Source organism: Mesorhizobium sp. 01N446, from assembly GCF_056399285.1.
The window spans coordinates 1574292-1590933 of sequence record NZ_JBFTRA010000001.1; the positions used below are offsets into that span (position 1 = coordinate 1574292).

The 16642-nt window shown below is 63.3% G+C and carries 22 protein-coding genes; 10 read left to right on the forward strand and 12 right to left on the reverse strand.

All coding sequences use genetic code 11. The features are described 5' to 3' along the window. Positions 1 to 56: 56 nt before the first annotated feature. The 4 genes from AC1DPX_RS07610 (at position 57) to AC1DPX_RS07625 (ending at position 2487) form a co-directional block, all read left to right on the forward strand. Positions 57 to 893 (forward strand): alpha/beta fold hydrolase, encoded by an 837-nt coding sequence (locus AC1DPX_RS07610; protein WP_477235574.1) that lies wholly within the window; start codon positions 57 to 59, stop codon positions 891 to 893. Positions 894 to 1013: 120 nt separating this feature from the next. After that, the gene (locus AC1DPX_RS07615) at positions 1014 to 1670 is read left to right on the forward strand and encodes a glutathione S-transferase family protein (RefSeq protein ID WP_477235575.1); all 657 of its coding nucleotides are present in this window, start codon (positions 1014 to 1016) and stop codon (positions 1668 to 1670) included. A gap of 5 nt (positions 1671 to 1675) precedes the next feature. After that, a complete protein-coding gene (locus AC1DPX_RS07620; RefSeq protein ID WP_137930819.1) occupies positions 1676 to 2011 on the forward strand; it encodes an ArsR/SmtB family transcription factor in 336 nt (111 codons plus the stop codon). Next, positions 2008 to 2487, forward strand: coding sequence for an SRPBCC family protein (locus tag AC1DPX_RS07625; protein WP_477235577.1), 480 nt, complete (start codon positions 2008 to 2010; stop codon positions 2485 to 2487). The genes AC1DPX_RS07620 and AC1DPX_RS07625 overlap by 4 nt, the downstream gene beginning before the upstream one ends. Before the next feature lie 23 nt (positions 2488 to 2510). On the opposite strand, the gene AC1DPX_RS07630 is transcribed toward AC1DPX_RS07625, so the two are convergent. The 4 genes from AC1DPX_RS07630 to AC1DPX_RS07645 all read right to left on the reverse strand — a co-directional run bounded on the left by AC1DPX_RS07630 (position 2511) and on the right by AC1DPX_RS07645 (position 4795). Continuing rightward, positions 2511 to 2900: a hypothetical protein gene (locus AC1DPX_RS07630; protein ID WP_477235579.1), complete on the reverse strand. Its 390-nt coding sequence runs from the start codon at positions 2898 to 2900 to the stop codon at positions 2511 to 2513. 65 nt (positions 2901 to 2965) lie between these two features. After that, positions 2966 to 3229 carry an ArsR/SmtB family transcription factor gene (locus AC1DPX_RS07635; RefSeq protein WP_010911936.1) on the reverse strand — a complete coding sequence of 88 codons (264 nt, stop codon included), beginning with the start codon at positions 3227 to 3229 and terminating at the stop codon, positions 2966 to 2968. 31 nt (positions 3230 to 3260) lie between these two features. After that, positions 3261 to 4508 (reverse strand): MFS transporter, encoded by a 1248-nt coding sequence (locus AC1DPX_RS07640; RefSeq protein WP_477235581.1) that lies wholly within the window; start codon positions 4506 to 4508, stop codon positions 3261 to 3263. A gap of 92 nt (positions 4509 to 4600) precedes the next feature. Then, positions 4601 to 4795, reverse strand: a complete 195-nt coding sequence (locus tag AC1DPX_RS07645) for a DUF1192 domain-containing protein (protein WP_096451036.1) — start codon at positions 4793 to 4795, stop codon at positions 4601 to 4603. Positions 4796 to 4917: 122 nt separating this feature from the next. Here AC1DPX_RS07645 and AC1DPX_RS07650 point away from each other — a divergent pair, with 122 nt between their 5' ends. The 3 genes from AC1DPX_RS07650 to AC1DPX_RS07660 all read left to right on the forward strand — a co-directional run bounded on the left by AC1DPX_RS07650 (position 4918) and on the right by AC1DPX_RS07660 (position 7319). After that, the gene (locus AC1DPX_RS07650) at positions 4918 to 5928 is read left to right on the forward strand and encodes an NAD(P)H-quinone oxidoreductase (protein ID WP_202357531.1); all 1011 of its coding nucleotides are present in this window, start codon (positions 4918 to 4920) and stop codon (positions 5926 to 5928) included. A 172-nt stretch (positions 5929 to 6100) separates the two neighbouring features. Beyond that, positions 6101 to 6241 (forward strand): DUF1127 domain-containing protein, encoded by a 141-nt coding sequence (locus tag AC1DPX_RS07655; RefSeq protein ID WP_202357532.1) that lies wholly within the window; start codon positions 6101 to 6103, stop codon positions 6239 to 6241. A gap of 385 nt (positions 6242 to 6626) precedes the next feature. After that, positions 6627 to 7319, forward strand: a complete 693-nt coding sequence (locus AC1DPX_RS07660; protein WP_044548374.1) for a DUF1013 domain-containing protein — start codon at positions 6627 to 6629, stop codon at positions 7317 to 7319. Between the two features lie 62 nt (positions 7320 to 7381). Here the strand turns inward: AC1DPX_RS07660 and AC1DPX_RS07665 are convergent, their stop codons facing one another. From AC1DPX_RS07665 to AC1DPX_RS07680, 4 genes are all read right to left on the reverse strand, one after another. After that, the gene (locus AC1DPX_RS07665; protein ID WP_095201249.1) at positions 7382 to 8101 is read right to left on the reverse strand and encodes a helix-turn-helix transcriptional regulator; all 720 of its coding nucleotides are present in this window, start codon (positions 8099 to 8101) and stop codon (positions 7382 to 7384) included. Between the two features lie 67 nt (positions 8102 to 8168). After that, positions 8169 to 8576, reverse strand: a complete 408-nt coding sequence (locus AC1DPX_RS07670; RefSeq protein WP_477235582.1) for a hypothetical protein — start codon at positions 8574 to 8576, stop codon at positions 8169 to 8171. Positions 8577 to 8643: 67 nt separating this feature from the next. Then, positions 8644 to 9234, reverse strand: a complete 591-nt coding sequence (locus AC1DPX_RS07675) for a DJ-1/PfpI family protein (protein ID WP_477235584.1) — start codon at positions 9232 to 9234, stop codon at positions 8644 to 8646. Positions 9235 to 9318: 84 nt separating this feature from the next. After that, a complete protein-coding gene (locus tag AC1DPX_RS07680; RefSeq protein WP_019861634.1) occupies positions 9319 to 9486 on the reverse strand; it encodes a hypothetical protein in 168 nt (55 codons plus the stop codon). A 288-nt stretch (positions 9487 to 9774) separates the two neighbouring features. On the opposite strand from AC1DPX_RS07680, the gene AC1DPX_RS07685 reads away from it, so the two are divergent. The 3 genes from AC1DPX_RS07685 (at position 9775) to AC1DPX_RS07695 (ending at position 12555) form a co-directional block, all read left to right on the forward strand. Beyond that, the gene (locus AC1DPX_RS07685; protein WP_477235586.1) at positions 9775 to 10728 is read left to right on the forward strand and encodes a ring-cleaving dioxygenase; all 954 of its coding nucleotides are present in this window, start codon (positions 9775 to 9777) and stop codon (positions 10726 to 10728) included. Between the two features lie 125 nt (positions 10729 to 10853). Further along, positions 10854 to 12344 (forward strand): ArnT family glycosyltransferase, encoded by a 1491-nt coding sequence (locus AC1DPX_RS07690; protein ID WP_477235588.1) that lies wholly within the window; start codon positions 10854 to 10856, stop codon positions 12342 to 12344. Between the two features lie 49 nt (positions 12345 to 12393). Further along, positions 12394 to 12555 carry a hypothetical protein gene (locus tag AC1DPX_RS07695; protein ID WP_080643995.1) on the forward strand — a complete coding sequence of 54 codons (162 nt, stop codon included), beginning with the start codon at positions 12394 to 12396 and terminating at the stop codon, positions 12553 to 12555. Positions 12556 to 12582: 27 nt separating this feature from the next. Here AC1DPX_RS07695 and AC1DPX_RS07700 read toward each other — a convergent pair whose 3' ends face one another. From AC1DPX_RS07700 to AC1DPX_RS07715, 4 genes are all read right to left on the reverse strand, one after another. Continuing rightward, positions 12583 to 13296 carry an SGNH/GDSL hydrolase family protein gene (locus tag AC1DPX_RS07700; RefSeq protein WP_477235590.1) on the reverse strand — a complete coding sequence of 238 codons (714 nt, stop codon included), beginning with the start codon at positions 13294 to 13296 and terminating at the stop codon, positions 12583 to 12585. A gap of 83 nt (positions 13297 to 13379) precedes the next feature. Continuing rightward, positions 13380 to 14117 (reverse strand): DUF899 domain-containing protein, encoded by a 738-nt coding sequence (locus AC1DPX_RS07705; RefSeq protein WP_477235592.1) that lies wholly within the window; start codon positions 14115 to 14117, stop codon positions 13380 to 13382. Positions 14118 to 14283: 166 nt separating this feature from the next. Beyond that, positions 14284 to 15309: a class I fructose-bisphosphate aldolase gene (locus tag AC1DPX_RS07710; RefSeq protein WP_477235595.1), complete on the reverse strand. Its 1026-nt coding sequence runs from the start codon at positions 15307 to 15309 to the stop codon at positions 14284 to 14286. Between the two features lie 128 nt (positions 15310 to 15437). Next, positions 15438 to 16634 (reverse strand): phosphoglycerate kinase, encoded by a 1197-nt coding sequence (locus AC1DPX_RS07715; RefSeq protein WP_477235597.1) that lies wholly within the window; start codon positions 16632 to 16634, stop codon positions 15438 to 15440. Between the last annotated feature and the right edge of the window lie 8 nt (positions 16635 to 16642).

Sequence of the window (16642 nt, forward strand, 5' to 3'; positions counted from 1 at the left end):
CAGTTTTATTATGGTGCAACCGATTGCAAAATGCAATCAGATTAGGAGACTGCGTGATGACGACGATCAATCGCCCCGAGATCAAATCCGAAGCCTTTGGCGATCCTGAAAATCCCCCGCTGCTTTTGATCATGGGCGCGATGGCCTCGATGCTGTGGTGGCCGGAGGCGTTTTGCCGGGAGCTGGCGGATACCGGCCTGTATGTCATCCGCTACGACAATCGCGATACCGGCCGTTCGACCAAATATCCGCCGGGCAAGCCGCCTTACACATTCGACGACATGGCGGATGATGCGATCGGTGTGCTCGACAGCCATGGCATCGGCAAGGCCCATGTGATTGGCATGTCGATGGGCGGCATGATCGCGCAACGCGTGGCGCTCAGGCACCCCTCCCGCGTCGCGTCGCTGACGGTGATCAGCAGTTCGCCGGTCGGGATGGACACTTCGCATCTGCCGCAGACGACCGATGCCTATATCGAGCATTCGGCCGCCGGCGCCGATGTCGACTGGTCGGACCGCCGCCAGGTGATCGATTTCATGGTCAAGGATGCCAGGGCGATCGCCAGTACCGCACATGCGTCCGACGAGGTCGCGATCAGAGCCTTCATCGAGCAGGATTACGACCGCTCCGACGGGTTCCTCAGCGCGACCAATCATTTTTCGCTCAAGGGTGGCGATGAATGGAAGGGCCGCTTGCCGGAGATGACGGCGCCTCTGCTGGTCATCCACGGCACATCAGATCCGATCTTTCCGGTCGAGCATGGCGAGGCGCTGGCCGAAACGGTCGCCGGCGCAAAACTTCTTCGCATCGAGGTCGGCGGCCATGAACTGCATCCGCAGGACTGGCCCGGCATAGAGGCCGCCATCGTCGCGCATGTCAGGTCGAATTGAGACCTGACTAACGGTCTTGACGAACAAGGCATGCCGCAATAGTTAAGTAAATGCTTCAGTGTTGGACGGGCAGGCGCCTAGGTCCCGCCCGTCGACGAACCACGAACAGAAGAGCAAAGAATGTCCCTGACGCTGCATTTCCACCCGCTGGCCTCTTTCTGCTGGAAGCCGCTGATCGCGCTCTATGAGAACGCCACCGCCTTCAACCCGGTCATCGTCGATCTCGGTGACGAGCACTCGCGCGCGGCCTTCCTGAAGATATCGCCGAGCGGCAAGATGCCGGCGCTGCGCGACGATGCGCGCGACCGCACGGTGCTGGAATCGACCATCGTCGTCGAATATCTGGCCGCGCACTATCCGGGGCCGGTCGAGCTCGTTCCCGCCGACATCGACCTGGCGCTCGCGGTCCGCCAGGCCGACCGCTTCTATGATTTCTATGTGCAGGAACCGATGCAGAAGATCGTCGGCGACCGGTTGCGGCCGCAGGACAAGACCGATCCGTTCGGCGTCGAGCAGGCGCGGGGCCAGCTGCGCAATTCCTACGCCATCGTCGAAGAGGAGATGCAGTCGAGGACCTGGGCGGTGGGCGAAGCCTTCAGCCTGGCCGATTGCGCGGCATCCCCGGCGCTTTTCTATGCCAACAAGGTCGAGCCGTTCGGCGACAAATATCCCGCTGTGAAGCGCTACCACGACCGCCTGCTGCAGCGCCCCGCCTTCGCCAGGGTGATCGAGGAGGCGCAGCCATACTTCAAGTTCTTCCCCTACAATAACGGCTGACCGCGATGCTGCACGATCCCGCCCAGCTCGACCTGATGTTCCAGGCGCTTGCCGATCCGGCGCGGCGGCAGATGGTCGACCGGCTGTCGCGCGGCCCGGCCTCGGTCAGCCAGCTGGCCGAGCCGCTGGCGATGTCGCTGTCGGCTGTCGTCCAGCATCTGAACCTCCTGGAGGCGAGCGGCCTGGTGCGTACGCAGAAGGTGGGGCGTGTGCGTACCTGCCAGATCGAGCCCAAGGCGCTGAGGGCGGCGGAGCACTGGATCAACGAGCGACGTCTCTCCTGGGAGCGCCGGCTGGATCGGCTGGGCGATTTTCTGGCTGAAACCAAAGACGAAACATGAAGGAGACCGCAGTGAGCCAACGATCCGTCGTCCATTCCACCTTTGTCGTCGAGCGGAGCTATCCGGCGACGCCGGCGAAAGTCTTCTCGGCATTCAGCAATCCTGATGCCAAGCGGCGCTGGTTCGTCGATCCCCATGACCCCATGCCCAGCCGGCATGAAATGGACTTCCGCGTCGGTGGCAAGGAGGTCAATGCCGGCTGCCCGAGCGATGGGCAGATGCATTTTTTCAATGCGGTCTATCAGGACATCGTGCCGGACCAGCGCATCGTCTACAGCTATGAGCTGCTGTTCGGCGAAACCCGCGTCTCTGTGTCCCTGGCGACGATCGAGTTCCTGGCGGAAAACGGAGGCACGCGGCTCGTGATGACGGAGCAGGGTGCATTCTTCGACGGCCATGACACCTCGGCCACGCGTGAGCATGGAACGGGCGAACTGCTCGATGCGCTCGGCGCGGCGCTCGCAGCGGAGGCCTGATAGCTTTCCCGGGGGCACGCGGCCTAGGGCGTGATCACCTTCTCGCGCCCGTCCGGTTCGACCATTTTGAGCCGGGTTTCCGGTCCGGCCGCATCGAGGATGATGTAGCTCTTGTCGTCACCGCCAACGAAACTCAACCCTGCGCTGGCGGTCGACGCACTGATCTTGACGGATGGCTGGCCACTTTCGGTGATCAGACGAAACAGCACGGTTTCGGCCTCGCCGGCTTTGGCCGGCAAAACGGAAATGCTGGAACGCACCCGGCCTTCGCCGTCGGCGATCTCAAGTCCGCTGACGCGCAGCATGCCCGCGCCGTCTTGCGCTCTCGCCGGCAGGATCTGCATCAGCCCGATCCCCGCCAGTAAAACCAGATTGGTCGCGGTCAAAGCGGCAAGAATCGCGTCACGTCGCATCGATTGTTCCTCCCGGCATGAAATCAATCCGCGTTGCCTCGCAGAGCGCTGCGCGACTTGGGCTGCTAAGCTTCCCAGAATTGATCGAGCCAGATGTTCAGTCTCAGGAAGCCGGCATTGCTTACCGTATAGACGCGCCGCGTGCCTTCGGCCTTGGCGTTGACCAGTCCGGCGTCGAGCAACACTTTCAGATGCTGTGATACGGCCGGGCGTGAGACTGGCAACCCGGCCGCCAACTCGTTGACGGTCTTCGGACCGCGTCGAAGTTCTTCCAGAAGGTGGCGCCGATTGGGGTCGGCGATCGCCATGAAGGCGTCGGAAAACATCATGCCTCATTTGTGAGGCAAAGTTTTTCAAATCTCAACTGTCTGCTTCTGCTTTTCTTCTTGGATCAAGCCGCAATGCTTCCGGCGTCACGGAGCGGTCGGCCGGCTGCGTCTTGAAGGCGTCGCGATCGCCGATCGGAACCGGAGCACGGCGGCTGATGCGCAGCAGCGTGTAGCCGGCCAGCGACAGATGCGCGAAGGCGGTCGCCAGGAACAGGCCCTCCGGGCGCATCCAGCCCATCAGCGCCGCCGCCAGCAAAGGCCCGATCATAGTGCCGAAGCCGTAAAGCAGCAGCAGTCCGCCTGACACTTTGACGAAGTCCTCGGCACGGGCGTGGTCGTTGGCATGCGCCACGGCGATCGAATAGAGCGTGTAGGCGAAGGCGCCGTAGGCGGCGGTGAAGACGATGACGAAGACGCCGGAGCGCGGCTCGAAGAGGAAGATCAGAAGCGCGAACAGCGCCGCGCCGAAGGCAGCGCCGGCCAGCACGAAACGCCGGTCGGTCTTGTCGGAGAGACGCCCGGCCGGCAACTGCATGGCGGCGCCCGCTACGACGACAAGGCTCATCATCAAGGCGATTTCGGCGGTGGAAATGCCGATGCGAGCGCCGTAGACCGCACCCAGCGTGCCCCAGGCGCCGTTGGCGATGCCGATCAAAAGGCAGGCAATCGCCGACACAGGGGAGTTGGCGTAGAGCCCCCTGACGTCGAGCTTGACGTCCTGCAGCGGCTTGGGGTGCGACGCCGTCGAAACCGCGGTCGGGATCAGCGAGAGGCAGAACAGGATGCCGGTGATCATGAACAGCGACGCGGATTTCACGTCACCGCCGGCCACGATCATCTGTCCGCCCATGATCGAGGCGTAGGTGACCATCATATAGAGGCCGAAGACAGTGCCGCGGTTCTCGTTGGTGGCTTTCTCGTTCAGCCAGCTTTCGATGACCATGAAGGCGCCGGCCATGGTGAAGCCGGTGAAGGCGCGCAGCAGGATCCAGACATATTCACCGATGATCAGGCCGGTGAGCAGGGCCACGATGGCCCCGGACGCGGCAAAGGCGCCGAAGGCGCGCACATGTCCCGCGCGGCGCACGATGCGCGGGGCAAAGAAGCAGCCGGTGACGAAGCCGCCGGCCCAGGCCGTGCCCATCAGGCCGAGCGACGCGGTGGAGAACCCTTCCACCTGGCCGCGCAGGGGCAACAGCAGCCCATGCAGGCCAGATGCCGCCAACAGGAAGGCAGTGCCGCGAAGCAGGGAGAGGATCGGTCGGTAGGATGCGAGCATTTTTTGATCCGGCTGGACTCTGAAAGGGATGGCAGGGTCTGAAGACAGTCGCATTCCGGCTTTTCAGCGGCGAGCCGTCCCGCCCCGGTCCTCTATCCGCGGCGGAACAGTGCTTCGGCGGCCGATTTGGTGTTGTCCTTGGCCTTGAGTTCCGCTTCCAGCCTGGCGATTTCTTCGCGCAATATGCCGATGCGCTCCGACAGCTCGCCGACGGAAAGCAGCGACAGATCCTGCCCGATCTCGTGCGGACGCGCCTTCTTCTTGGGTTCGTCGTCGAAGATCGCCATCGTTGCTCCTCCTCCGCCACACCAGATTGGCCATTTGCCTGATTTGGCAATGAGCATACATAGGGCAAGGGTGTGGATGCAAACAGCCGGTAAGAATGCGGCGAGGAAAGACGGGAAACTTCATGGCGAGCGGACAGAAAATTCCGGCAAGGATGACGGCAATTGCAATCTCGGAGCCGGGTGGTCCACGGGTGCTGAAACCGGAGACGCGCGATGTCCCTTTGCCCGGCCCCGGCGAGATCCTGATCAAGGTGCATGCCGCCGGCGTCAACCGGCCCGACGTGCAGCAGCGCAAGGGCGCCTATCCGCCGCCGCCCGGCGCATCGGACCTGCCGGGCCTAGAAGTCTCGGGCGAAGTGGCCGCGCTTGGCGACGATATTTCGCGTTGGCGCATCGGCGACCGGGTCTGCGCGCTGACCCCCGGCGGCGGCTATGCCGAATATGTCAAGGTTCACACCGGCAGCGTGCTGCCGCTGCCCGCCGGCTTCACCCACACGGAAGCAGCGGCCGTGCCGGAAAACTATTTCACCGTCTGGCACAATGTGTTCGAACGCGGGGGTCTGAAGAAAGGCGAGACGCTGCTGGTGCATGGCGGCTCGTCGGGCATCGGCACGACAGCGATCCAGCTCGCCTCGGCCTTCGGCGCCTATGTCATCACCACTGCCGGCAGCAAGGAAAAATGCGACGCCTGCCTGAAGCTCGGTGCCGACCGCGCGATCAACTATCGCGAGGAGGATTTCGTCAAGGCGGTCAAGGAGGCGACGGACGGCAAGGGCGCCAATGTCATCCTCGACATGGTCGGCGGTGACTATGTCCAGCGAAACTATGAGGCCGCCGCGGTCGAAGGCCGCATCGTGCAGATCGCCGTGCAGGCCGGCGCTGTCGCCAGCGCCGATTTCTCCAAGATCATGGTCAAGCGGCTGACCCACACCGGTTCGACGCTGCGGCCGCGCACCGTCGAGTTCAAGGCGGCGATCGCGGCCGCGCTGGAAGCGCAGGTCTGGCCGCTGCTCGGCACGCGCAAGGTGGCTCCCGTCATGGACATGATCTACCCGCTCACCGATGCCTGGCGCGCGCATGAGCGCATGGAGGAAGGCGAGCATATCGGCAAGATCGTGCTCGACGTCGGCTAGGACGGCATCACCTGAATCTCGGCGCTTCCGCCCCCTGCCTACAAGATGAACAGAAGCTTAATGGTGCAATGCAGCATTTGCATCATTGCTATGCAAAATCGGCCGTTCAAGTCCTCATCGATGATCACTATCTGTGCAGCATCGAAACGAACACCCCATCAGGAGGACCACCATGAACCCGATCCGCGCTTTCCGTAACTGGCGCATGTACAACGAGACCGTGCGCGAACTGAACCGTCTCAACGCACGTCAGCTCCACGATCTCGGCATCAACCGCGCCGACATCGAACGGATCGCCCGCCAGGCGATCTGACATCAAGCACGACCCGGCCGCAGGGCCGGGCTCATGCTGAGAAGTAGAGCCGTCGCAGACGTTTCCCGTTTCCGGTTCCGAGCCCGCTGGACCCCGTCCAGCGGGTTTTGTCTTTTTGGAATCCAGGTAACTGCCCTGCTGATTCTGGGAGCGCGCGCCGCGCTCCTGCGTCCTGCCCAAAGTGCCCGTCCATTGGCTGCGGTCGCCGGCGGCCCGGCCATTCGAATGCGCTTGCCGGTTCTCGAAAGTATCGGGGACGGCCGCGCCTCCAAAAACATTGCGAAACAGCAAGGGAACGGTTATACAGGCCGCGAATTTCCCATTTTGGTGGCTCTAAACCACCGCCCGCGCGGGAACGCGGGCGAACGAGAAGGATTTTTCTAAAATGGCCAATACGCTGCTGATGCCCAAGGCGACCGCCGTCTGGCTGGTCGACAACACCGCGCTCTCCTTCGAGCAGATCGCGCAGTTCTGCGGGCTGCATCCGCTCGAGGTCAAGGCGATCGCCGATGGCGAATCGGCGCAAGGCATCAAGGGCATGGACCCGATCATGACCGGCCAGCTGACCCGCGACGAGATCGCGCGCGCCGAGAAGGACCCGAACCAGCGCCTGAAGCTTTCCGACCCCAAGGTGCGGGTGCCGGAATCCAAGCGAAAGGGTCCGCGCTACACGCCGCTGTCGAAGCGCCAGGACCGGCCGAACGCCATTCTTTGGCTGGTGCGCAACCATCCCGAACTCAAGGACGCGCAGATTTCGCGTCTCGTCGGCACCACCAAGTCGACGATCGAGCAGATCCGCGAACGCAAGCACTGGAACTCGGCCAATCTGCAGCCGATGGATCCGGTGACGCTGGGTCTCGCCTCGCAGATCGACCTCGACATGGAAGTCAACCGCGCCTCGCGCGGCCGCGAACAGGCGCAGCCGGTCGGCGACACGCTGCTGCCGGCGGCCCTGACCGAGCGGCTTGTGCCGGCTCCGGAAAAGCCGAAGGACGAGGATGCCGAACTCGACGCCAACGCCGTGTTCGCCAAGCTCTCGGCGCTGAAGTCGAAGAACGAAGACGCCGACGACGAATAAGGTCCAAGACAGACCGACAAAAAAGCCCGCTTCGAGCGGGCTTTTTTGTTCCAGACACAGTCTCAGCTTCGCGCCACGCGGTCCGGCGCCATGCCGTAGTCCTCGCTGCGCTCCACGGCGCGGTAGAAGTCGGCGAGCTGCTTGCCACGCTCCGGCTTGAAGATGCGGCCGGCGATCACCACCGAGGCGATGCGGTCGATGCGGAAGGCGCGGAAGTCGTCGCGCATCTCGCACCAGGCGACCAGTGTCCATACCTTGCCCCAGAACCACAGGCCGAGCGGCCTGATGTCGCGCGCGGTGCCGCGGCCGGCCTCGTCGCAATAATCGATGGTCAGCACCTGGCGCTTCTCGACGGCGCGCTCGATCAGGTCGATCGCCTCACGGGCGGCGTCGCTGACCACCCACATCGGCGTGTGGATCTCGGTGCGGGCGATGCGGTCCTTTTCGGCGTCAGGCAGCACGGCGCCAATCTTGACCAGCGCCTCGTCGGCGGCCCGCGCCATGGCGGCGCCGCCAAAGGCACGCACCATGCGCGCGCCGGCAACCAGCGCCACGATCTCGTCACGGGTGAACATCAGCGGCGGAAGGTCGAAACCTTCCCTCATCATGTAGCCGACACCAGCCTCGCCATCGATCGGCACTCCGGTCGATTGCAGGTCGGCTATGTCGCGATAGATGGTTCGCTCGGAAACCTCGAGCCACGTGCCGAGCTTCTGGGCGGTGACCAGACGGCCACCCCGCAGATGCTGCACGATCTGAAAGAGCCTGTCGGCGCGGCGCATCGTTTGCTTCCCCAGTATTGTTGCTGGAGCGGCTCCTGGACCGGAGCCACTCCCAGACGACATGCAATTACGGTTTCAGTCCTTCGCGCTTGCGCTGCGCGGCGACAAATTCCGCGCCAAAGGACAGTTTCTTCGTTGTCGGTGTCTTCGCATCAAGTACGCGCCAGAAGGGCGTGACGTCGTTCAGCGTCATGCCGCGCTCGAGGTCTTCCCTGGCGGCTTCGGCAACCGTGCGCAGATGATAGCCGATGGTCACCGGACATGTCACTTCGGCGCCGTGTTCGATGGCAAGAGCGGTGCGCAGCGCGCGGACATCCATCTCGACGCCTTTGGGAATCGAGCGGATGAAATCGTCGACCTGGCGGGCGGTCGGCACCAGCATAGGCTGGCCCTCGACCACGTCACCCACCGTGCGCGGCGTTGGTTTCACGCCGTTGATGCCGGGCGTGTTCAGCCTGTCGTTCCAACTTTTCATCGGTCGTTCTCTCGGGCCGGCCATGCGCACTATCTCACCATCGCACGTCCCTCCTGACAGCATACTGTCAGGAGGCTTCAGCATATTCCCTGGCAAACAGCGTCCGCATCTGCGCGAGATCGCCGCTTCTTTCGGGATAGAGCGTCTTCAGAAAGGCAAGGGCAAAGGTGCCTGGCGCCGAACCCGGCGCGGACACGATCCTGCCGTCGGCGACCGCATGCGGCACGTCCTGATAGTTGCCGTCGCCCGCATAGCCGGCTTCGTGTCCGTTGATCCAGTCGCGGCCATTGCTGGTATGTTTGGCTTGTTCGAATATGCCGGCCCGGGCCAGCGCCAGCGTACCGGCGCAGATGCCGCCGACGACACCGCCGCGCGTTGCGACGGCATTGAGCAATTCGGCGACATCCGGCGGCGCCTTGCCCGCCCAGTGGTCGGAACCGATGACGGCGACTCCGTCCAGATCGGCATTCTCGTCGACGCCGGCCGTACGGTCGGGCGTCAGCCGAAAGCCGCTGATTCCGGTCACCGGCTTGCCTTCTGGCGTCAAAGACACGGCACGGGCGCCGAACCATTCAACCGCCGAGGCGGCCAGCAAGCCATATTCCCAGTCGGCAAAACCCTCGATGAAAAGGAAGCCGATTGTCTTCTGATCGGGCATAAGCTCGCTCCGTCCCCCAGCGCGCCGCAGCTATATCTGGGCATTGGCGCGCCCATGTCCAATATCAATGTCGAAAAATTCGCCTCAATTGCCTCGGGAGCGACGTTCCGCGTACATATCGGGCCAGCCGATGTCCTTGCGGATGTCGGCGGGCAGCGCGTTCATGAAACGCTGCGTGCGAATTTCGTTGCGCATGGTGCGAACCTTGCCGACATAATGCTGCATGCCGCGCAGGATGGTGAAACCGTTCATGGCTATTCTCCTCTCTCTAACTGGAGGCAGTATCGCACACCCCTCCTGACAGCAGTCTGTCAGGAGGATGGCAGGGCGCGTGACGATCGTTCCGGCCGGCGGAAATTGTCCTCGGACCGTGACCTCCGACCAATTCGGGAGCGGCGGATTGTTCACTTTCTGTATGTCGTCGGAGACGGAATTGTTCAATCCACGGCGACGGACTGTCCGGATAGCCGGCCTTCAGCGAAGCGACCGCAGTTCTGATATGGAAGGAGAAAATTCTTCCCCAAAACCAGGGAGACGACCATGAGCCTGCAACTGACAGGAATCCACCATCTGACCGCCATCACGGCCAATGCGCCGGGCAATCTTCATTTCTACACGAAGGTGCTAGGCTTGCGACTGGTCAAGAAGACGGTGAACCAGGACGACACGTCGGCCTATCATCTTTTCTATGCCGACGGCGAGGCGACGCCAGGCACCGACCTGACCTTCTTCGACTGGCCTGTTGGCCCCGAGCGGCGCGGCACCCATAGCATCGCGCGGACCAGCCTCAGGGTCGGCAGTCCGGAGAGCCTTGCCTGGTGGAAGCAGCACCTGGCCGGCGAAAATATCCCGACAGGAGACATCGCGGACATCGGCGGCTATCCGTCGCTGGATTTCGAGGATCCTGAAGGCCAGCGTCTGCGGCTCGTCAGCGATGGCGGCAAGGGCGGCAGCCATCCCTGGGCGCAAAGCCCGGTGCCGGCCGAGCATCAGATTCGCGGGCTCGGGCCGATCGTCATTAGCGTTCCGGACATCACCAACACCGAGGCGGTGCTGACCAGGGTGATGAACATGCGCAAGGGTCGCGACTATGCTTCGCCGGATGGCGAGGGCCAGGTCCATGTCTTCGAAATGGGCGCCGGTGGACCGGCAGCGGAGCTTCATGTCGCCGTGCAGCCGAGGCTCGCTCCCGCAAGGCAGGGCGCCGGTGCGGTTCACCACGTCGCCTTCAGGGCGCCGGACCAGGAGACGCTTCATCAATGGACCGCCCGTCTGGCCGAATTCCGCCTGCCGTCGAGCGGCGAGGTCGAGCGCTATTATTTCCGCTCGCTCTATTTCCGTGAGCCGAACGGCATCCTGTTCGAGATCGCCACCGACGGTCCGGGCTTCACCGCCGACGAGCCGCTGGAGACACTGGGCGAAAGCCTGGCCCTGCCGCCGTTCCTCGAGCCGAAGCGTGCCTCGATCGAAGCCGGCCTCAAGCCGCTGAGGTAGATCACCGCGCAAGGGCGAGCCGCCACGGCCTGGCATCGTGGCGGTTCGCATGAACTTTGACAGCCGACCCTGATGCTGGTCAAAAAGGGCGGCATGTCGAAACTCCGCGCGCCCGTTGCCAGGCCATGATCCTCACCCCGTCGATCAAGCAGATCGGTTGGGTCGGTTTGGCGCAGCGGGGCGATTCCCAGGCGTTGGCCATTCTGGCGCTGGCGGCGATCTCGGCTCTGCTCGCTTTCCACAACATCGACTTCCCATACGGGATACAGCCGGACGAACCGATCAAGGTGGCGTTTGCCGCAGGTCAGCAGCACAATTACGCACACCCTCCCTTGTTGATCGTATTGGCCCGCTTCGCGGGATGGCTTTCCGACGCGTCGAACGAACATGACTATTTGCTGGCCGGCCGCAGTGTCAGCGCCGTGGCCTGCGTCGCGGCAAGCATCCTCTTCTACATCGTCTTGCGGCAATACGCGGACGGCATCAATGCCTTCCTGTGGGCCTGCATTTTTGCGGTCTCGCCAGCCATCGCGGTTCACGCGCATTACTTCAAGGAAGATGCCGTCCTGGTCTTCGCCCTGTGTGCCGGGCTGCATGCGCTGGTGCGGCTGAAGGAGCAGGTCAGCACAGCCAATCTGGTCTATTTCGGATTTGCGCTCGGCCTCGCCGCAACGGCGAAATATGTGGGCGTCGGCAACAGCCTCGTTCTTTTCATCGTGGCGATTGTCCACTGCAGGCTCAGCCTCAGACAAGGCATCGTCATTGCCGCCACGAGCCTGCTCACGGTGGTCGCCATATTCGGCGTATCGCTGCTGACCGAGACCGCAAGCGGGCTCTCGACGGTGATCCAGGGCCTTGGCTCGGAACTGATGCACGCGAAAACGGGCCACGACCTCAAGGAATGGTTCTGGGAAGGCTATGGGCTTACGCATTTCCGCTACCATCTGATCCCCAGCCTCACCGGCCCGACCGTGGCGATCGCCCTTGGGGCGATCGCTGTGGCCGTCGTCGCCGACCGCGACAGATATGTCGCCGCCTATGCGGGCGTGGCCTTCATCTGGCTTTTCCTGCTCGAACTCTCGCCGCTGAAACTCGTCGGCTTCATGCGTTACGTCCTGCCGGTCGTTGTCTATCTGCTGCTGGCCGCGGGCATCGCCTGTTCCAGGTCGATCGGGCCGCGGACCAGGCCGCTGACGATCGGAGTTGGGCTTGTCGCCATGGTCGCGAGCGCGCATGCCGGCATGGCCTATGTCGCTAATCTGGACCGGCAAACGGATACACGMTTTGCGGCGATGCGCTTCCTCGAGACGCAAGGCGTCACGCATTTCCGGGTGGACTTTCCAATGGGAGAGCCGGCACCGGAAACCAGGGACTACCGCGATCTGTCGTCAGCCGATTTCCTCGTATCGTCGAAATTTCAGCGATATCTGCGCGGCGGAGGGCTGAGCGCGCAAGACCCGAGAGTATACGAGCTTGCCGGCATGTTTCGTTGCCTCGACAGCCATGTCGCGGCGCAATTTTCAAAGCCTTACGGCGACTATGGCTATGTCGCCCCAACGGTGAGGATCTATGATCTGCGCAATGCAAGATCCTGCGTCCTCGCAAACGGGTCGTAGGGCCTCAAACTCATTTTGACAGCCGGCGACGTTGCTGATCAAAGGCGGCATGACGAAACTCCTCGCCCTTGTCATCATCGGGTTCATGGTCATCCAGCTGATCAAACCGATCGGCTGGCCGGGGCTCAAGCGCCGCGGCGACTTCTGGAAGCTGGCGCTGCTGGCGATGGCGGCAATCTCGCTGGCCGCCGTGCTCGGGCATTTGACATAGCCAGCAGGCCGCACCGGCCGTCGGTTCTCAGCTGGCCAGAACCATGCCGACGAGATGTTCCGCCCAGGCGCGGTAGCCCGCCTCTGAGGCGTGGAAACCGTCCGAGGCGAAACCCTGTTCGGGATTGGTGATCGGCAGGCGTGGCGCCGGCACGGCGCCGCGCTCCAGGCAGAGCCGTTCGCCCATCCGGTTCATCGCGGTGGCGCGGATCTCGAGGATCTTGCCGAGCAGTGGCGGCATGGCCGGCGCCCGCGTGAACTCCAGCACCGGCGACCACACCACGCGGGCCTCCGGCCATTTGGCGCGCAGGCCATAGAGCAGGCCGCCGAACTCCTTCTTGAAGCGTGGCACGGAATGAAAATTCTTGGTGTCGTTGGTGCCGATGGCAAGCACGATATGCGTCCACGGATCGGCCGACAGATTGGGCAGGACATGATCGCGGATCTGGCCCGATGTCGCCGAATTGAAGCCGGCGGCGCGCCAGCGCACGGCACGGCCGGTACGCTGCGCAATCAGCATGGCGAGTTGCGCGGCAAGCCCGTCCTCGGAATTGCCGATGCCGACCGAGGCAGCCGAGGAATCGCCCAGCACCAGAAGTGAGATGTCAGGCGCCTTGCCCGATATTTCGTGCATGACCGGCCCCTGCGCCGGCAGCATGCGCGTGGTGCGGCGGCGCACGCCGAGCCCCTGCCAGACATAGACGGGGAAGGCGAGCCAGGTGAGAGGGGTGGGAAAACGCATGGCGACACCGTTTGACGATCGGTGGCAGGCTTAGCGCAAGTTTCGGCCGCCGTGAACGGATCCCTGGATTGCAGGCCAGTGCCCTAAGGGTATACGTCTTCCTGCCGCGACCTGTTTCCATATTCATCGTGTAGCCGCACCCAGTCCATGGAGGTCCTGTAAGGGCCGGTTTCGTCTCGGCCTTTCGGGGCAATGTCGAGATATTGATAGGCGCCGATGAACTGCTCGCTGCCGCGGGCGCGTGACATGAAGGTCAGGAAGATGTCGCCGGTTTCGTTCTTGTGGAAGACGGTGGTGCCCGGCAGGTCTTTCGACGTCAGCACAGGCGTTTCGAAATTGTAGACGGCTTCGCCGGATGCGATCTGCCTGTCGGTGAATGAGACCTGCATGTCGAAGTTGAAGTCCGAGGCATAGGAAGAGACCCAGTCGAACTTCCAGCCCATGCGCTGCTTGTAGGGCAGCAGCTCGGCGAGCGGTGCCCGCGATACGGCGACAAGCGACACATCATGATGCCTCAGATGCTGGTTGGCGCCGTCCATGTGGTCGGCGACGAAGGCACAGCTTTCGCAGTGATGATTGGAACCTGGCGCGAAGACGAAGTGATAGACGATCAACTGGCTGTTGACGCCAAACAGGTCGGCCAGCCGCTGCGGCCCTTGTTCGGTCTCGAAGACATAATCCTTCCTGATCTTCAGCCATGGAAGCTCACGCCGCTCAGCCGCAACGCGCTCACGAAGCCGCGTCAGTTCCTTCTCGCGGGCCAGATGCGCCTTGTGCGCCTGGAACCAGTCTTCGCGTGAAACGACCTTGTTGCGATGCATGAACCTCTCCGTGTCTCTCACCCCCAAGGACGTTCGGGATGAGCGCAAACCGACATCGCTGCCGGCAACACCCAGAGGAAAATAGGAATGAGGAAGGTCTTCCCCAAATCGCAGGCAACAAAAACCCGGGCGCATTGGCCCGGGTTTGAAGGGAGACGAGCTGGGATCAGGCGGCCTGTTCGAGGCTCGCCTTCCATTTTCCGAGCGCGGCCAGGTAATTCATGTGCGCGCGATGGGTGAAGGCGGCCTGGCCGGCGGCGACATTCGACGCCTTGCCGCTCCATGCCTTTTGCGGGGCGGCCTGCAGCGCGCGGCCATAGGAGAAGGTCAGCTTCCACGGGTGCGGGCCGATGGCGTTGATGGCGTTGAGGTTGGCGGTCGCTTCCTCGTCCTCCTGGCCGCCGGAGAGGAAGGCGATCCCCGGCACCGCCGCCGGCACCGTCTCGCGGAACAGTTTTATGGTCATCTCGGCGACCTTTTCGGGGGTGTCCAGCGTGCCCGACTTCTTGCCCGACAGCACCATGTTGGGCTTCAGGATCGTGCCTTCGAGCACGACGCCCGCCGCATGAAGTTCATCATAAAGCTTGATCAGCGTCGCTTTCGAGACGTCGTAGCAGGTGTCGATGTCGTGGGCGCCGTCCATCAGCACTTCCGGCTCGACGATCGGCACGATGCCTGCCTCCTGGCAAAGGGCGGCATAGCGGGCGAGCGCATGGGTGTTCGCGCTGATCGAATTGACCGAGGGCACGCCCTTGGATTTATCGATGTCGATCACGGCGCGCCATTTGGCGAAGCGGGCGCCGAGCTTGTAGTAGTCGGCGAGGCGCTCGCGCAGGCCGTCGAGGCCCTCGGTGATGGTGTCGCCGGGAAAGCCGGCCAGAGGCTTGGCGCCGGCATCGACCTTGATGCCCGGGATGGCGCCCGATGCCTTGATGATGTCGACCAGCGGCGTGCCGTCGGCGGCCTTCTGGCGGATGGTCTCGTCATAGAGGATGACGCCGGAAATATACTTGGTCATCGCGTCCTTGGCGCGGAACATCATCTCGCGATAGTCGCGGCGGCTGTCTGCGGTCGATTCGACGCCGATCACGTCGAAGCGCTTCTTGATGGTGCCGGAGCTCTCATCGGCGGCCAGCAGGCCCTTGCCGTTGGCCACGATCGCGGCGGCAATGTCTTCGAGACGTTCGCTCATCATGCTTCTCCTGAAAGGGGTTCGTTCCGCGCTTAACGGAAGTCTACCGCCAAAGGAATGGCATCGGAAAGCTCGAATCGATTGAAAGTCTCGGGCGCCGTCCGCCGCGTCGTCGATCCCGTGGGGCCTTACTTCTTCAGCACGTCGACGCCGGGCAGCGGCTTGCCTTCCATCCATTCCAGGAAGGCGCCGCCGGCGGTCGAGACATAGGTGAAGTCGTCGGCGACGCCGGCATGGTTGAGTGCCGCCACCGTATCGCCGCCACCGGCGACGGAGACCAGCTTGCCGGCCTTGGTGCGCGCGGCCGCATGTTTTGCCGCCGCCACCGTGGCGTGATCGAACGGCTCGATCTCGAAAGCGCCGAGCGGGCCGTTCCACACCAGCGTCGCGGCACGGTCGATCCATTCGCCAATCGTCTTCACGGTCTTTTCGCCGACATCCAGGATCATGCCGTCGGCCGGCACATCGGAGATGGCGACGGTCTCGCAGGCGGCGCCCGCCTTGAACTCCCTGGCAACGACGCCGTCGACCGGCAGGATGATGGCGCAGCCGGCCTCGGCCGCCTCGATCATGATCTGCTTGGCGGTGGGAGCGAGGTCATGCTCGCACAGCGACTTGCCGACATTGGTGCCGCGCGCGGCAAGGAAGGTATTGGCCATTCCGCCGCCGATGACCAGCGCGTCGACCTTCTTCACCAGGTTCATCAACAGGTCGATCTTGGTCGAGACCTTGGCGCCGCCGACAATGGCGACGACCGGGCGGACCGGATTGCCGAGGCCCTTCTCCAGCGCCTCGAGCTCGGCCTGCATGGTGCGGCCGGCAAAGGCGGGCAACAGATGCGCCAGCCCTTCGGTCGAAGAATGGGCGCGGTGCGCGGCGGAAAAGGCGTCGTTGACGAAGATGTCGCCATTGGCGGCCAGCCTTTCGGTGAAGGCAGGGTCGTTCTTCTCCTCGGCCTTGTAGAAACGGGTGTTTTCCAAGAGCAGCACGTCGCCCTTGTTCATGGCCGCGACGGCACTTCCCGCCGTGTCGCCGACGCAATCCGAGGCAAAGCCGACGGGACGGCCGAGCACCTGCGCCGTCGCCCTGGCGATCGGCTCCAGCGAGAATTCCGGCGAGGGGCCATCCTTGGGCCGGCCGAAATGGGCGAGCAGGATGACCTTGGCGCCCTTGCCGGACAATTCGGCGATGGTCGGCGCGATGCGTTCGATGCGGGTGGCGTCGGTGACCTTGCCGTCGGCGACGGGAACGTTGAGGTCGACGCGCACCAGCACGCGCTTGCCGCTGATGTTGCCGATATCGTCCAGGGTCTTGAAGGCGGCCATGCGGGTTC

What these genes read in the sequence shown, in the direction of transcription:
- AC1DPX_RS07655 (WP_202357532.1), top strand. Translation starts at nt 6,101, where the DNA reads ATGAACCCGATCCGCGCTTTCCGTAACTGGCGCATGTACAACGAGACC.
- AC1DPX_RS07665 (WP_095201249.1), bottom strand. Translation starts at nt 8,101, where the DNA reads ATGCGCCGCGCCGACAGGCTCTTTCAGATCGTGCAGCATCTGCGGGGT.
- AC1DPX_RS07610 (WP_477235574.1), top strand. Translation starts at nt 57, where the DNA reads ATGACGACGATCAATCGCCCCGAGATCAAATCCGAAGCCTTTGGCGAT.
- AC1DPX_RS07645 (WP_096451036.1), bottom strand. Translation starts at nt 4,795, where the DNA reads ATGGCGATCTTCGACGACGAACCCAAGAAGAAGGCGCGTCCGCACGAG.
- AC1DPX_RS07630 (WP_477235579.1), bottom strand. Translation starts at nt 2,900, where the DNA reads ATGCGACGTGACGCGATTCTTGCCGCTTTGACCGCGACCAATCTGGTT.
- AC1DPX_RS07625 (WP_477235577.1), top strand. Translation starts at nt 2,008, where the DNA reads ATGAAGGAGACCGCAGTGAGCCAACGATCCGTCGTCCATTCCACCTTT.
- AC1DPX_RS07615 (WP_477235575.1), top strand. Translation starts at nt 1,014, where the DNA reads ATGTCCCTGACGCTGCATTTCCACCCGCTGGCCTCTTTCTGCTGGAAG.
- AC1DPX_RS07670 (WP_477235582.1), bottom strand. Translation starts at nt 8,576, where the DNA reads ATGAAAAGTTGGAACGACAGGCTGAACACGCCCGGCATCAACGGCGTG.
- AC1DPX_RS07680 (WP_019861634.1), bottom strand. Translation starts at nt 9,486, where the DNA reads ATGAACGGTTTCACCATCCTGCGCGGCATGCAGCATTATGTCGGCAAG.
- AC1DPX_RS07710 (WP_477235595.1), bottom strand. Translation starts at nt 15,309, where the DNA reads ATGAGCGAACGTCTCGAAGACATTGCCGCCGCGATCGTGGCCAACGGC.
- AC1DPX_RS07660 (WP_044548374.1), top strand. Translation starts at nt 6,627, where the DNA reads ATGGCCAATACGCTGCTGATGCCCAAGGCGACCGCCGTCTGGCTGGTC.
- AC1DPX_RS07700 (WP_477235590.1), bottom strand. Translation starts at nt 13,296, where the DNA reads ATGCGTTTTCCCACCCCTCTCACCTGGCTCGCCTTCCCCGTCTATGTC.
- AC1DPX_RS07695 (WP_080643995.1), top strand. Translation starts at nt 12,394, where the DNA reads ATGACGAAACTCCTCGCCCTTGTCATCATCGGGTTCATGGTCATCCAG.
- AC1DPX_RS07650 (WP_202357531.1), top strand. Translation starts at nt 4,918, where the DNA reads ATGGCGAGCGGACAGAAAATTCCGGCAAGGATGACGGCAATTGCAATC.
- AC1DPX_RS07685 (WP_477235586.1), top strand. Translation starts at nt 9,775, where the DNA reads ATGAGCCTGCAACTGACAGGAATCCACCATCTGACCGCCATCACGGCC.
- AC1DPX_RS07675 (WP_477235584.1), bottom strand. Translation starts at nt 9,234, where the DNA reads ATGCCCGATCAGAAGACAATCGGCTTCCTTTTCATCGAGGGTTTTGCC.
- AC1DPX_RS07705 (WP_477235592.1), bottom strand. Translation starts at nt 14,117, where the DNA reads ATGCATCGCAACAAGGTCGTTTCACGCGAAGACTGGTTCCAGGCGCAC.
- AC1DPX_RS07635 (WP_010911936.1), bottom strand. Translation starts at nt 3,229, where the DNA reads ATGATGTTTTCCGACGCCTTCATGGCGATCGCCGACCCCAATCGGCGC.
- AC1DPX_RS07715 (WP_477235597.1), bottom strand. Translation starts at nt 16,634, where the DNA reads ATGGCCGCCTTCAAGACCCTGGACGATATCGGCAACATCAGCGGCAAG.
- AC1DPX_RS07640 (WP_477235581.1), bottom strand. Translation starts at nt 4,508, where the DNA reads ATGCTCGCATCCTACCGACCGATCCTCTCCCTGCTTCGCGGCACTGCC.
- AC1DPX_RS07620 (WP_137930819.1), top strand. Translation starts at nt 1,676, where the DNA reads ATGCTGCACGATCCCGCCCAGCTCGACCTGATGTTCCAGGCGCTTGCC.